Below are 14,995 nucleotides of genomic sequence, written 5' to 3' on the forward strand. Positions count from 1 at the left end.
GAGCAGACGGGTCCATTACAGGCCTTCAAACCGCACGTGGTTTTGTAAAGGCTAAAAAGATAGCGGTTTCTGCAGCTGGCGGAACCTCTGTGGTGATGGATACTGCCGGTGTGCAACTTCCTCTTGAAAGCTATCCTCTTCAGGCGCTTGTGTCTGAACCTGTTAAGCCGATCTTTCCTCAAGTGGTGATGTCCAACAGTGTACACGCCTATATCAGCCAGTCTGACAAGGGCGAGCTGGTGATTGGTTCTGGAACAGATCAGTACGTTTCTTACTCTCAACGCGGTGGCTTGCCGTTGATAGAGCATACGCTTGCTGCCATTTGCGAAGTGTTCCCGATTTTCCGCCGTATGCGCATGCTGCGCAAATGGGGCGGTGTGGTTGATGTGACGCCTGACCGTTCTCCAATCCTTGGAAAGACCCCTGTGCAAGGCCTCTACCTCAATTGTGGTTGGGGTACGGGCGGCTTCAAGGCAACGCCGGGCTCTGCGCATGTTTTTGCGCACACAATTGCAAACGATGAACCTCACCCTATCAATGCGCCGTTCACGCTCTCGCGTTTTGAAACAGGTCGTTTGATTGATGAAGCAGCTGCTGCTGCGGTGGCGCACTAAGGAGGCAGCCTGATGCTCTTAATCCACTGTCCTTATTGCAAGGAAAAGTTGCCTGAGCTGGAATTTGAATATGCCGGGCAAGCGCATATCGCACGCCCAGAAAACCCAGCTGAGCAAACAGATGCTGAATGGCGCGACTATCTGTTTATTCGCTCCAATGTACGCGGAGATCATGCCGAGCAATGGCGACACTCACATGGTTGTGGGCGTTATTTCAACGCTCTGCGGAACACTGTGAGCGACAAATTCATCGCCACCTATGAGATTGGACAGGCCTGCCCGACTAGCCACGCAGAAGGTGAAGAGAACAATGAACAACTGGAGAGTTGACGGCAAAGGCCGCATCAATCGCGACAAGCGTGTTCGCTTCACTTTTGATGGCGTTTCCTACCAAGGATATGAAGGCGATACGGTTGCCTCTGCCCTGCTTGCCAACGGCGTTCATCTTATGGGGCGCTCATTTAAGTATCACCGTCCGCGTGGTCCTGTGACAACCGGATCAGAAGAACCTAACGCGTTGATTGGAACATCCCGCTCTGGTTCAGGTCGCTTTGAACCGAACACCCGCGCTACTGTTCAGGAGCTTTACGAAGGGTTGACCACTGTTAGCCAGAATAAATGGCCGAGCCTGAACTTTGATGTGGGTGCTGTGAACGACAAGCTCCACAAGCTGTTTGCAGCCGGGTTTTACTACAAGACCTTCATGTGGCCAAAGAGCTTTTGGGACAAGGTTTATGAGCCTGTTATCCGGGCTTCTGCCGGATTGGGCGTCTCCCCAACCGAACCGGATGCTGACACTTATGCCTCGCGCTATCTGCATACAGAACTGCTGATTGTTGGTGCTGGGCCTGCTGGGCTTGCAGCTGCGTTAACGGCGGCTCGCAATGGAACTGATGTGGTTTTCGTCGATGAGAACCGGGAGCTTGGAGGCTCTCTGCTTTCGGAGGCTCCATCCGCCATTGATGGAAAGAGCACCGAGAGCTGGCTTGCCGAAATTATTGCTGAGCTTGAAGCCTGCGACAACGTTCGTATCATGACCCGTGCGACTGCTATTGGCTATTACCATGAGAACATGGTGGGCGTTGCTGAAAAGCTCACGGATCACATGGAAAACCCACCTGCAAATGCTCCACGAGAACGGATATGGCGTATTCGGGCGCAAGAGGTCATTCTTGCTCAAGGTGCACTTGAACGCCCGTTGGTGTTTGATGGCAATGATCGTCCAGGTGTGATGATGGCAGGTGCGGCGCAAACCTATCTCAATCGCTATGGCGTGAAGGTTGGTAATGCTGCTGTTGTGGTTACTTCCCACGATTCAGCCTGGTACGCCGCTTTTGACCTTGCTGATGCGGGTGTGAAAATCCCAGCGATTGTTGATGTGCGCACCACTGTGAATGACTACTTGCAATCGGAGGCCCAAAAACGCGGTATCTCGGCGAAGATAGGCCACAGTGTAACGTCAGTAAGCGGGACGAAGCGCGTTTCCGGGGTGAAAGTCGGCAAGATTTCTGGCGAACAACACGTTACAGACATCATTTTCATCCCTTGCGATGCAGTTTTGATGAGTGGTGGGTGGACCCCATCCCTTCACTTGTTCTCTCACACCAAAGGCAGTTTGCATTGGGATGAAGAGAACGAAGTCTTTTTGCCTGGTGAGCGGACCGAACGGTGCCATATCGCTGGTGGTGGGCGTGGGTTATGGAGCCAGCAGGCCGCTTTTGATGATGGTGTGCATGCAGCTCAGCAAGCTTTGACTTCATTGGGGCAGAATGCGCCGGGTCTTTCCGTTGATGTTGATGGGGATCGGGCAGGCTCTGGTATTGTTATGGAAGAGCTGCCGAGCAACGATGACAAGCTGGCACGCCGGGCTTTTGTGGACTTTCAGAACGATGTGACAGCCAAGGATATTCGCCTTGCTGTGCGCGAAGGTATGCTCTCCATCGAGCACGTAAAGCGCTTTACGACCAATGGCATGGCGACCGATCAGGGCAAGATGTCAAACATGAATGGCCTGAAGATCGCTGCTAATGAGCTTGGGCGCCCTACTCCCAAGGTTGGCCTGACTACATTCCGTCCGCCTTATACACCCACGACATTTGGAACGTTTGCCGGCTATCACAAGGACGAGCTGTTTGAAGTAACGCGCAAGACCAACATTGACAGTTGGGCAGAAGAGAACGGTGCTGTATTTGAGCCTGTCTCCTTGTGGCGCCGTGCGTGGTATTACCCCAAGGCTGGTGAAGATATGCACGCGGCGGTGGCGCGGGAATGCAGAGAAACGCGCGCTTCTGTCGGCATGTTTGATGCCTCTACTCTCGGCAAGATTGAAGTTGTCGGGCCGGATGCTGCCGAGTTCATGAACCGGATGTATACCAATCCATGGACAAAGCTGGCATCTGGTCGGTGTCGCTATGGTCTACTTCTGGGTGAAGATGGTTTCATTCGGGATGATGGTGTTATCGGGCGGATCAGTGAAGACCGCTTCCATGTGACGACGACAACTGGTGGTGCAGCGCGTGTTTTGACCATGATGGAGCACTTTTTACAGACCGAATGGCCTGATCTGGATGTGTGGCTCACATCTACGACCGAGCAATGGTCGACCATTGCGCTGAATGGGCCGAATGCTCGTAAGGTGCTGGAACCATTTGTAAAAGGTACAGATCTTTCTGCTGAAGCCTTCCCGCATATGGCGCTTCGTGAGTGCACTGTGGGTGGTTTTGAAGCGCGTCTCTTCCGCGTCAGCTTTACTGGTGAACTGGGTTTTGAAGTGAACGTTCCATCGGAACATGGGCGCGCGCTTTGGGAGATGCTTTATCAGGAAGGCAAGAAGTACGACATGTGTGTCTATGGCACTGAAACCATGCATGTTTTGCGGGCAGAAAAAGGCTTTATCATTGTTGGGCAGGACACCGATGGCACTGTTACGCCAGCGGACGCGGGCCTGACCTGGGCCATTGGCAAGAAGAAGCCAGACTTTGTCGGCAAGCGTTCTTTGACGCGGCCTGATATGCTGTTGCCAAACCGAAAGCAACTGGTTGGTCTTTTGACGGAAGATCCAAGTGTTGTACTGGAGGAAGGCGCGCAGATTGTTGAGAGCGGTGACACTGCTATCCCTGCTAAGATGTTGGGGCATGTGACGTCTTCGTACTGGAGTGAAGCACTGGGGCGTTCCATTGCTATGGCTTTGATTGAAGGTGGTTTTGAGCGGAATGGCACCTCAATAGATATTCCAATGCCAGGTCAGACCCATCGTGCAACTGTCAGCGGGACCGTGTTTTACGATCCTGATGGCGACCGGATTAAGATGTAAGGGAGTGGCACACATGGCTTTCAATAGTACAGTCGAAACACTGCCAGCGATGGGCCGTTTTAGTTTGCGTTGTAAGCGTGAAAACACCGTTGCTATGTCAAAAGCACTCGGTTTTGAGCTGCCCTCATCCATCAGCGAGAGCGCTCAGTCAGGCGACATGACTGCCCTCAAATTGGGACCGGATGAGTGGATGCTGATCTGCCCAATGGAGGCGCGTTCAGAAATTGAAAAATCGTTGGCAGCGATCTATCCGGACGCTGTTCATAGTCTGACAGACATTTCCAGTCGGGAAGTCAGTATCCGAATTTCAGGTCCTGAAGCTGAGGAGCTGCTCTCTACGTCCTGTCCACGAAACCTTGCGGAGCTGAAGAATGGTCGTGGGGTGCGGACTATTTTTGACAGTGTGCAGGTGATCCTGACACGAGAAGAGCAGAACCAGTTTCGGCTGGATGTTTGGCGATCGTTTGTGCCCCATGTGATGGGGCTGCTAACGGTAGCTGTTGCGGAGTTTGAATGCGGCCTTTAGGGCCGCATTTTTCTTGAGCGCATTTATCCTGCTTCTCTTCAATTCTATTTGAGCTTTTGCTCACGCCTCGTGTGGATCGGCCTGACGTTTTCGTCAGATGCCTAAGCATTTTCTGCAGCATTTCTGCCCAGAATCTCTGTCATTCAACCTATCAATTCACCGTGTGGTTGAGGCTGTCTTGAATTTGCAGCGGGAGCAACGTAGAGGCGTCGCATTTTTACTGTCAATGTGCCTCAAACTTCCTGCCTCCATGAGATTAATTCGAACTAGATTTCCTGATTACTCTCGAGTTTCACGGGCCTGACGCAAAGAAACTGCCCATGAAATTTTAGAGAACTGTCACACTGTAAGAGGGAGGCTTAAAGTGTATCAGTCAGCATTTTCCAATGCTTGTGCGAAACACAGGCCTTGCCGACAATCGACGAACTCCTGGCTCGTCTGTGCTGAGCCAGCTTCAGTTCATTCCACCGGTTTTGATCATGTGTGGTTGAATTCAAGTCATGCCTCTTTGGTGTTCTTTGAATTCTCTTTAACAAACTACGCTAAGCCTCTTTACAAGCACGCTAATTCCAAATCTCTTCATACAGAAGTGATTGACGTTCTATCGACTTGTTCTTCACGATCAGGCCAGACACCTGATCATCTCAGCAACCTGCACCGGTCAACTTCCCAGGCATCATTTTAAGCCGAGGTATCTGAACATGAGCGTTCCGTCTTACATTCAAGATCTTATAGCTCACCGCGAAAAGGGCAAAAGCCTCAACGCCCCCTTCTATAGTGCTCCCGACATTCTTGATCTGGACATGGAGGTCTTCTTTCGCAAACACTGGATTTTCGTAGCTGTCGAACCTCAGCTTCCGGAACCGGGCGATTGCGTTACCGTTGAAATCGGCAAGACATCCGTCCTGCTCTTGCGCGGTGATGACATGTACATCCGCGGCTTTCACAACATCTGCCGGCATCGTGGTGCGAAGCTCATTGATGAGCCTGAGGCCACAATCGGCAATATTGTTTGCCGCTATCATGGGTGGACATATAACGAGGATGGCGAACTCATTCTGGCCGAGCATATGGGCAAGGACTTCGACAAGACCTGTCATGGCCTGAAGACCGTTCATGTGCGCTCAATTGCAGGTCTCATCTTCATTTGCCTTGCGGAGAACCCTCCGGAAGACATTGAAGAGATGGCGCAGATCATGGAGACCTATATTGCACCTCATGATATTACCAACTGTAAGGTGGCCTACACGGCTGATCTGATTGAAGAAGGCAACTGGAAGCTGACGCTTGAGAACAACCGCGAGTGTTATCACTGCGAAGGCACTCATCCGCAGCTCACCGTCCCACTCTCCGAGTTCGGTTTTGGCTTTTCGCCCGATGAAATGGATGAGCGGCGCACGGCTGACGTCAACAAGTATCTTTCTTTGCTTGAGAGCGAGCATAAGCGCTGGGAGGCCGCTGGCCTACCTTCTGCCGAGGTGGACAAGCTGGCCAACGCCACCAGCTTCCGTTGCATTCGCCTGCCTTTGATGGGCGAAGGCGAGTCCCATACTCTGGACACCAAGATCGCCAGCAAGAAGCTGCTTGGAAACTTCAAGGACGCCAAGCTTGGTGGCTTAAGCTTCTGGCATAATCCCAACTCCTGGCACCATTTCATGAGTGATCACATCGTGACCTTTGCTGCTTTCCCGTTGTCGCCGGACCGTACGCTGGTGCGGACCACGTGGCTGGTGCACAAGGATGCGATTGAGGGAGAAGATTACAACCTCGACAACCTGAAGCAGGTCTGGATGATGACCAACCAGCAGGATGCGGATTTGGTGCGGTTGGCACAGCTTGGTAGTGAGGACCCTGCTTATGAGCAAGGCCCATACTCGGAATACACAGAGCCTCATGTGGAAGCACTTTGTGATTGGTATATTGAACGCCACAAAGCGCACATGCCTGCCGGTGATGTTGAAATGGCGGACGCATGACTCAGAACGTAACTTTTGATGATCTGAAGACCGTCACGGACTACGATGAAGAACACTTCACCGAAGCGACCCGGATCCCCATGTGGGATCCGGAGGTGGATGATGTTCTGGTCTGCCGACAGGTGCGGCAGGAAACGCATGATGTGAAGACGTTCCTGTTTTCTGCGCGCGAGCCTCGGGTTTTCAGGTTCTATCCCGGCCAGCACATGACCTTCGAGCTTCCGGTCGAAGGCATGATCATGCGCAGTTATACAATTTCCGCTTCTGCTGCGCGGCCCTATCGTGTTGAGATCACGGTCAAACGGGTGCCGGGTGGTCCGGGCTCCAACTGGCTTTTGGACAACATGCTGCCGGGCAAGGAAGTGAATGTCTCTGGCCCTGCTGGTGAGTTCACCACGGATGCCACGCAGGAAGAGAAGCTGTTATTCATTTCAGCAGGCAGTGGCATCACACCCATGATGTCAATGACCCGCACGGCCTGCGATCTTGCAGAGCCGACAGATCTACATTTTATTCATGCTGCACGCACACCTGCGGATATCATCTTTAGACATGAACTGGAGTTGCTGGCTGCACAAAATCCCGCTTTCAAGCTTTCTTTTACGTGCAGCACCACATCTGGATATAACAGCTGGAGCGGGTTTGAAGGGCGTTTGAGCCTTCAGATGCTGTCTCTTATGTCGCCAGACTTTAAAGACAGGAAGATCCTATGTTGCGGCCCTGCCCGTTTCATGGAAGGCGTGCAAAACATGCTGCAGGAAGCAGGCTTTGACATGGCTAACTACCATGAAGAAAGCTTTGACTTTGGGGCTGAGACAGCTGGTACCTTTGAGGATCAGGTTTCTGCGCCGGAAATCAGTGACCAAACCTATCGGGTCACCTTCACCAAGACCGGACATGTTGTTGAGTGTGGGCCGGGCATGACAATCCTTTCTGCTGCGCGTGAAGCTGGCATTTTACCGATGGCATCCTGCCAACGCGGTATTTGTGGTACATGCAAATCTCAACTGGTTTCGGGTGAAACCGACATGCAACATGGCGGAGGCATTCGAAAACGAGAAATTGATCAGGGTAAAATCCTGATTTGCTGCACAACACCTTTGTCAGACATTGAAGTGGACCTTTAGTGTTTGGTACTCCCCCATCCATTGATAAGTGACAATAAAAAAGTGTATCTAAATCAATAAGAACGATAAGAAGGGTCCAGCCCAAGGATCTCTCCTGACCACAAGATAAACGGTCCAACACAGGAGAAGCTTCATGACTGATTTACGCAATTCCGACCGGCCTCCGGCGGATATTATGGATAGTCCATCGGACGACATGGCAGACTCGGATTACAGTCTTGGCCAAGATAACATAGAAGGAAAATTTGGACCCATTGGGTTTGACATTCACAATCCAGTATTCGCTATTTCAGCTTTAGCTGTTGTTGCATTTGTTGCCTACACTTTACTTTTGCCAGAGCAAGCAAACTCCGTTTTCAGCACGCTCTTTTCTACTGTCACGAAGAGCTTTGACTGGTTCTTTATTGGCGCTGCTGACATTTTTGTTATCCTCTGCCTTGTAATCGTGGTGAGCCCTTACGGCAAAGTGCGCCTTGGTGGCAAGGAAGCTACGCCGGACTTCAGCTATCTGAGCTGGTTCTCCATGCTGTTTGCAGCTGGTATGGGCATCGGATTGATGTTCTACGGTGTTTCTGAACCGATCAGCCACTTCGCCTCCTCACTGGGTGGCACAACTGTTGGTGCTGATGGCGTGCGAACCGATTGGGCGCCGCTTGGTGCAGCTGCCACACAGGAAGAAGCGATCCGTCTGGGCATGGCTGCCTCTATCTTCCACTGGGGTCTACACCCATGGGCGATTTATGCTGTTGTTGGATTGAGCCTTGCGTTCTTCAGCTACAACAGAGGCTTGCCGCTGACAATCCGCTCTGCTTTTTATCCGATTTTCGGCGAACGTGTTTGGGGCTGGCCAGGACATATCATCGATATTCTTGCCGTTTTCGCAACCCTGTTTGGTCTAGCAACCTCTCTTGGTCTTGGTGCTGTTCAGGCGAACTCCGGCCTCAACAAGCTGTTTGGCATGCCAATTGACAGTACATGGCAGGTCATACTGATTGCTGCAATCACTGCGATTGCGCTCGTCTCCGTTGTGCGCGGTCTTGAAGCGGGTGTGAAGCTGCTTTCCGAAATCAACATGGGACTGGCTGCTCTGCTGGTGCTCTTTGTTGTTATTGCGGGTCCGGGCCTGATCTTGCTGCCAGATGCTCTGAACTTCCTCGGCGCTTATTTGCAGTATCTTCCTGCACTTTCCAGCCCGGTTGGTCGTGAAGATGTCAACTTCATGCAGGGTTGGACGTCCTTCTACTGGGCTTGGTGGATTTCCTGGTCACCTTTCGTGGGCATGTTCATCGCCCGTGTCAGCCGTGGTCGTACTGTTCGTGAGTTCCTGATTAGCGTTCTGCTCATTCCGTCATTGGTATGCGTGCTTTGGATGTCCATCTTTGGTGGTGCTGCGATCAACCAGATCGTCAATGACGGCTACACTGCTGTTCAGCAAGCTGCGCTGCCAGTTCAGCTGTTCACAATGCTGGAAGCTATGCCATGGGCAACAATTACAAGCTTTGTCGGTATCGTGCTTGTGATCGTCTTCTTTGTCACCTCTTCCGATTCCGGTTCTTTGGTGATTGATACGATTGCTGCAGGCGGCAAAGTGGATGCACCGGTTCCTCAGCGTGTGTTCTGGTGTCTGTTTGAAGGCTTGATTGCGATTGTGCTGCTGCTTTCTGCAGGCGGACTGAAGTCTTTGCAGTCCATGGTGATCTCCACCGGACTGCCTTTCACAATCGTCTTGCTTATCATGTGTGTTGCAATTTGGAGAGGACTTGCAAGCGAGCCGCGCTAGGTTATCGCGATAACTTAGCCTCTTAACTTTCGATGCCGCCGCAACCTTTCAGGTTCGGCGGCATTTTTTTAGGCAACTTTCTCTTCTGACGCAGAGACGCGTCGTAAGACCTGCGGCGTACAGCCGTAACGGCGGCGGAACATGCGGCTGAGATGGGATGAATCGCAGAAGCCGCAATCAACCGCAATTTGTGCAACAGATTTCTGGCTTTTCTCGATCAGGTGACGCGCCAAATCCAGCCGAATATTGAGAAATGCGACCTGTGGCGATGTTTCCAAAGACAGGCGGAAGTAGCGTTCTATCTGGCGCTTGCTCTTGCCCATGCGCTGCGCAATTTCCTGAATGGAGATCGGCGTGTCGATGTTTTGCTGCATGATGTGCAGGGCGCGCTGTACAATGGGGTTTTGAGTTTTCAGATCAAGCGGGATGCCGGGTTGAGGCTTTTCGGCCTGATGGGCATCATCAATGATCATGATGTGCAGGCTTTTATTGGCATGTGCGCGGCCTACATGTTTGTCCACCAGATAGGCAGCAAGATGGGCGGAACTTACACCACCTGCGCAAGTGAGACGGTCACGATCAACGACGAAGATCTGGTCGGTGACCGGATCAAGGCCATCGAATTGCTCTTTGAAATCAGAGTGGCTAAACCAACTGACGCAGCTTTTGTAGCCGTCCAGCAGTCCTGATCGATGAAGCAAAAACGCACCGGTACACACGCCCACAAGGGGAACTCCGGCGGCGGCAGCTTCTTTCAGGAAGTTTTGATAGGCCGGGCTGAACTCCGTGCTCTCATCAATGAGACCGCCCACCACAACGATGTAGTTGAAGCGTCGCGGATCTCCTAGTCGCTCTTTGGGGTGAACGGAGACGGCGCTGCTGGATGGGATCGGGTCCATGGTATCTGACAGGACTGTCCAGTTGCACAGGATCGGGCGACTTCGGTCCCCCTCATCTGCCGCGAGGCGCAAGACATCGACGAAGTTGGCAAATGCGCAAAGGGTGAAGCGTTTGGCGAGAATGAACCCAACAGAAAGACGGGTCTTTTCCTGCTTGGAAACTGGTTTACGCAAAGCGTTGGTCGGATGCGATAGTGCCTGTGTCATACGAGATGCTTCTCTTTATATTCAGGCCGACAAACTGCAATGATTACATTGCCTGTCCGGCCTGAGCCCATCCAATCCAGGTCAGTTTTAGCGTGTCTTCAGCGGCGTATTTTTCCAGTTGGTCTGACCATGCTGGCCTGTGTCTTTCTCGAGTTTCGTCAGGGTGCCCAGTCTCCTAACCTGCGTCAGGAGGCCGGATTTATGGGCATTGGCGACCATGCGTAAGCCCATGCAGTATTTATACTTAATTTGAGTCAGCTTGGCTACGCATTCCATCTGCACTCGCATAAAAATTGATCAGATGTGATGTGTTGATGGATGCTCAATTAAATGTCGTAGGGGTAATCCCTATCTGACGCAAATCTCCTATTTCTGAGCGTAAAACCTCTCCAAATTGATAGTTTGAAGACGCAAAGAGTTCAGCGAAACGCTTTGTTTCATTTGGGATTTTGTTTGGGAGAGACCTGTTTCAGTGAGTGATACATCCTTCATCCTTCGCTTCACCTGTGTGGATCAACCGGGCATTGTCTCGACAGTGACGTCAGCTCTGGCTGCTCGCGGTGCAAATATTGTTGAGGCGAACCAGTTTTGTGATCGCAAGACAAACCAGTTCTTCCTGCGGGTTGCCGTGCGTGTGCCTGGGCACATCGACAAAGCGGCGCTTGAGCTGGCCCTGTCGCCTGCCGTTGACCGGTTCAAAATGCGGCTGAAAGTGGAAGATTTCTCACGTCGTCCCAAGGTCATCATCATGGTCTCCAGATTTGACCATGCGCTGCTGCATCTGCTTTACCAGATCAAAGTGGGCTGGCTTGATGCTGATGTTGTCGCCATTGTGTCCAACCACGCGGACAGCCAAGGCGTTGCGGACCATGAAGGTATCCCGTTTTATCACTGGCCTATCACCAAGGCGAACAAGCTTGAGCAGGAAGCCAAGCTGAGTGATCTTATTGAAAAAACGAATGCGGAACTGGTTATCCTTGCACGCTACATGCAGGTGCTGAGCGATGAGATGTCCAGCAAGTTCTTTGGCATGATCATCAACATCCACCATTCATTCCTGCCAAGCTTTAAAGGGGCAAAGCCCTATCATCAGGCTCATGATCGCGGAGTAAAGTTGATTGGAGCGACCGCTCATTATGTGACGCCGGATCTGGATGAAGGTCCGATCATCGAGCAGGAAACTGAACGGGTGACACATGGCATGACGGCAGAGGACTTTGTGGCCGCAGGCCGGGATATTGAATCCCGCGTTCTTGCACGAGCCGTCAAATTTCATCTGGAGGGCCGCGTCATGCTGAACAACAACAGCACAGTGGTCTTTACCTCCTAGCGACCACTTCCCCACACCCAACACTGCTCTGCCAACGCACCGAGAATTCATAGAAGTAAAGGATCGAAAACATGTCCGCATTTCCTAACAAAGCGAAAGTTGTGATTGTTGGCGCTGGCGGCATTGTTGGAGCTTCCGTCATCCATCATCTCATTGAAAATGGCTGGGACGATATTGTCGGCATCGACAAATCCGGCATTCCGACAGACATCGGATCGACAGCTCACGCCTCGGATTTCTGTTATGCCACCAGCCACGATCTTTTGACCTGCTGGACCACCATGTACTCCATGGATTTTTACGAGAAGATGGGCCATTACGCCCGTATCGGTGGGTTGGAAGTTGCTCGCGTGGATGATGATGAGCGCATGGGAGAGCTCAAGCGCCGGGTGGATTCAAGCAAAGCCTTTGGCACCAATGTGAGCATCATCAGTGCTGCTGAAGCCAAAAAGAAATTCCCGCTTTTGGAAGAAGATCAGATCCAGGGCGCCTTGTGGGATCCTGATGCCGGTCTTGTTGTTCCGCGCTCTCAAACTGTTGCTGGCAAGCTTATTGATCAGGGTGAAGCGACCGGGAAGCTCAAGATCTTTGCCAACACATCGGCGCTGGAGCTCATCACAGATAATGGCCGTATCACGGGGGTGAAGACAGAGCGTGGGACCATCCATGCTGACCATGTTGTGGTGTGTGCTGGCCTTTGGGGGCGCCTTATTGCGGAGATGGCTGGCGAGGATTTGCCTGTCATGCCAGTGGACCATCCCCTCACTTTCTTCGGTCCTTATAATGAGTTTGAAGGCACAGGTGCTGAGATCGGCATGCCTTTGCTGCGAGATCAGGGCAACTCTGCCTATATGCGTGATACGGGTGATCCGAAGAGTACTGAAGGCGGTCAGATTGAATGGGGCTACTATTACGAGGAAAATCCTCGCCTTGTGCATCCGCGTGACATTTTGGAAAAAGAGCAGGCTCGTCTGTCTCCCTCCCAGCGAGATCTGGTGCTTGAGGATGTGATTGAGCCGCTGGAAAAGGCGATGGAACTAACGCCGGTTCTAGCTGAGCTCGGATTCAATGAAAGCCATTCCTTCAACGGGCTTTTGCAAGCCTCAGTTGATGGTGGTCCCTCCATGGGAGAAAGCCGGAAGCTGCGCGGGCTTTGGTATGCTGTCGGCATCTGGATTAAAGACGGTCCTGGCATGGGCAAGTTGATTGCTGACTGGATGACCTATGGCAAAACCCATGTGGACCATAACTCAGTAGATTTTTCCCGCTTCAACGAGTTCCAGCTCAAAGAGCAGTACATCCATGACCGGTGCTGGGAGACCGCGAAGAAGATCTACAATCCGCCTGTTCATCCCCGCGAACCTTTCGCCAATGCTCGTGGCATCCGGCGCTCGCCGTTTTATGAGCGGGAAGTTGAGCTTGGGGGCTACTTCATGGAGCTTGGAGGTTGGGAACGTGCCCATGGCTATGCCGCCAATGAGCACTTGCTGAACAAGCATGGCAACCGTGTGCCTGAGCGTGAGAACGAATGGGACAAGCGCCATTTTTGGCGTGTTTCCAATGCTGAGCATCTGGAGATGAGCGAGGATTGCGGCATTATCAATCTCTCCCATTTTCACATGACTGACATTTCGGGTCCAGATCACGTTAACCTGATGGAATGGCTGTGCGCAGCCAAAATTGGCGGTGACAAGAATATTGGCAAAGGCATTTACACGCATATGCTGGATGATGATGGCCATGTGCGGGCCGACTTCACCGTGTTTCGTATGGAAGACCGTTGCCGACTTGTGAACGGCGCGGATGCAGGGCCACGAGATCTGGTCTACATGCAGCGTGTGGCCGATGATAATGGCTGGGACGTTTCCATCACAGATGTGAGTGAGGATTACACGACCATTGGTATCTGGGGGCCAAACGCTCGTGAAAACCTGCAGAAGGTCGTTGAGGACCCTGACGCACTTACACCAGAACACTTCCCGTTTGCAGCTATTCGCGAGATCACCATTGCTGGCAAAACCGTCTCTGCTTTCCGCATCTCTTATGTGGGTGAGCAAGGGTGGGAACTGCATATGCGCTATGAGGATGGTTTGGCTGTCTGGGATGCTTTGCGCGAGATTGGCGTGATTGCCGTGGGTGTCGAGACCTATGCAAACTCGCGGCGCCTGGAAAAGTCATTACGCCTGCAAAATGCAGACCTGCACACGCAGTACAACCTATTTGAGGCCGACCTATCCCGGCCTAAGGTGAAAGCGGCTGACTTTCGCGGTAAAGATAAGCACGCGGAGTATCGCGCTCGTGAGGCTCAGCCTGCCATGTTGTGTACACTGGTGATGACAGACAACACCGACAAAGACGGCGTCGCGCGCTACCCAGTTGGCAACCTGCCTGTGATGCATCCGGATACGGGTGAGACACTGGTGGATGATCTGGGACGGCGGTCTTATACAACATCCATTGCTTACGGCCCGAGTATCGGCAAAAACATCGCCCTTGCCTATCTGCCGCAGGAATACTGCGAGGAAGGGCGACAGCTGGAGGTGTCTTACTTCGATGAAATCTATCCGGTTGAAGTCGCCGGAGTGGGATATGCACCGCTCTACGACCCGGAAAACCTGAAGCCTCGAAGCTAGATTGTACGTTTTGCACGCAAAGATTTGAAGAAATGCAATGGCCCCGGATCTGTTTCAGATCCGGGGCCATTTTCTTTTCGTGCACAGTGTTAATTCGCGCCTCGGTGGGCGTCGTTTCTATCGGCTTTAAGCAGTTTCAGTTTCTGGTGCGCTTACTTCAGCTTTCTTGTTGTGAAAGATGAAGCCGATGAAGTTCAAAAGAAGCTGGGCTGCAAGAATTTGCGTGGACTCAGATGGGTCATAAGCAGGAGCTACTTCCACAAGGTCCATGCCAACCACATCACCACGTTTGCTGAGGCCCTGCAGAATTTCAAGCACATCGTAATACTGGAAACCGCCGTGACTTGGGGTGCCTGTGCCGGATGCGATGGACGGGCAGAAGGCGTCGATATCGACTGTCACGTAGTAGCGCGCGCCTGCCGGAATGCGTTCCAGTACAGCTTCTGCTCCCAGCTCCCGCACCTGACGGACCGATAGGATGTCTGAACCCCTTGCGCGGGCATCGTCATACCCTTCCTTAGCGGTGGAGGACACATTGCGAATGCCCAGCTGGGTCATTCCTGAGACATACTCTTTCTCAATCGCACGGC

11 protein-coding genes are annotated in these 14,995 nt (G+C 52.3%); 9 read left to right on the forward strand and 2 right to left on the reverse strand.

Annotation, left to right across the window (positions count from 1 at the left end; all coding sequences use genetic code 11):
• From PPL9_RS34380 to PPL9_RS24670, 7 genes are all read left to right on the forward strand, one after another.
• On the forward strand, nucleotides 1-614 hold a 614-nt coding region (locus tag PPL9_RS34380), incomplete at its 5' end, for an FAD-dependent oxidoreductase (protein ID WP_244273457.1).
• A 12-nt stretch (nucleotides 615-626) separates the two neighbouring features.
• On the forward strand, nucleotides 627-944 hold the full coding sequence (locus PPL9_RS24645; protein WP_057465189.1) for a sarcosine oxidase subunit delta: 318 nt from the start codon (nucleotides 627-629) through the stop codon (nucleotides 942-944).
• Complete coding sequence (locus tag PPL9_RS24650; RefSeq protein WP_057465190.1) at nucleotides 925-3,927, forward strand: sarcosine oxidase subunit alpha; 3,003 nt, start codon at nucleotides 925-927, stop codon at nucleotides 3,925-3,927. Before PPL9_RS24645 ends, PPL9_RS24650 begins: the two co-directional genes overlap by 20 nt.
• A 13-nt stretch (nucleotides 3,928-3,940) precedes the next feature.
• Nucleotides 3,941-4,453, forward strand: a complete 513-nt coding sequence (locus PPL9_RS24655; RefSeq protein WP_057465191.1) for a sarcosine oxidase subunit gamma family protein — start codon at nucleotides 3,941-3,943, stop codon at nucleotides 4,451-4,453.
• A gap of 701 nt (nucleotides 4,454-5,154) precedes the next feature.
• Entirely contained in the window at nucleotides 5,155-6,429 is a 1,275-nt protein-coding gene (locus PPL9_RS24660; protein ID WP_057465192.1) for an aromatic ring-hydroxylating dioxygenase subunit alpha, read from the forward strand.
• Nucleotides 6,426-7,556 (forward strand): hybrid-cluster NAD(P)-dependent oxidoreductase, encoded by a 1,131-nt coding sequence (locus tag PPL9_RS24665; RefSeq protein WP_057465193.1) that lies wholly within the window; start codon nucleotides 6,426-6,428, stop codon nucleotides 7,554-7,556. The genes PPL9_RS24660 and PPL9_RS24665 overlap by 4 nt, the downstream gene beginning before the upstream one ends.
• Before the next feature lie 133 nt (nucleotides 7,557-7,689).
• Nucleotides 7,690-9,336 (forward strand): BCCT family transporter, encoded by a 1,647-nt coding sequence (locus tag PPL9_RS24670; RefSeq protein ID WP_057465194.1) that lies wholly within the window; start codon nucleotides 7,690-7,692, stop codon nucleotides 9,334-9,336.
• 68 nt (nucleotides 9,337-9,404) lie between these two features.
• On the opposite strand, the gene PPL9_RS24675 is transcribed toward PPL9_RS24670, so the two are convergent.
• Nucleotides 9,405-10,442 (reverse strand): GlxA family transcriptional regulator, encoded by a 1,038-nt coding sequence (locus PPL9_RS24675; RefSeq protein ID WP_057465195.1) that lies wholly within the window; start codon nucleotides 10,440-10,442, stop codon nucleotides 9,405-9,407.
• 472 nt (nucleotides 10,443-10,914) lie between these two features.
• Between PPL9_RS24675 and purU the strand changes: the two genes are divergently transcribed.
• Both purU and PPL9_RS24690 read left to right on the forward strand, forming a co-directional pair.
• The gene (gene purU, locus PPL9_RS24685) at nucleotides 10,915-11,772 is read left to right on the forward strand and encodes a formyltetrahydrofolate deformylase (protein ID WP_057465197.1); all 858 of its coding nucleotides are present in this window, start codon (nucleotides 10,915-10,917) and stop codon (nucleotides 11,770-11,772) included.
• A 71-nt stretch (nucleotides 11,773-11,843) separates the two neighbouring features.
• Nucleotides 11,844-14,405 carry an FAD-dependent oxidoreductase gene (locus PPL9_RS24690; RefSeq protein ID WP_057465198.1) on the forward strand — a complete coding sequence of 854 codons (2,562 nt, stop codon included), beginning with the start codon at nucleotides 11,844-11,846 and terminating at the stop codon, nucleotides 14,403-14,405.
• Between the two features lie 126 nt (nucleotides 14,406-14,531).
• Here PPL9_RS24690 and PPL9_RS34385 read toward each other — a convergent pair.
• Nucleotides 14,532-14,995, reverse strand: a 464-nt coding sequence (locus PPL9_RS34385) for an arginase family protein (protein WP_244273458.1), incomplete at its 5' end; no start/stop codon positions are given.

Origin of the sequence: Pseudovibrio sp. POLY-S9 (assembly GCF_001431305.1) — a bacterium.
Taxonomy (GTDB): Bacteria; Pseudomonadota; Alphaproteobacteria; order Rhizobiales; family Stappiaceae; genus Pseudovibrio.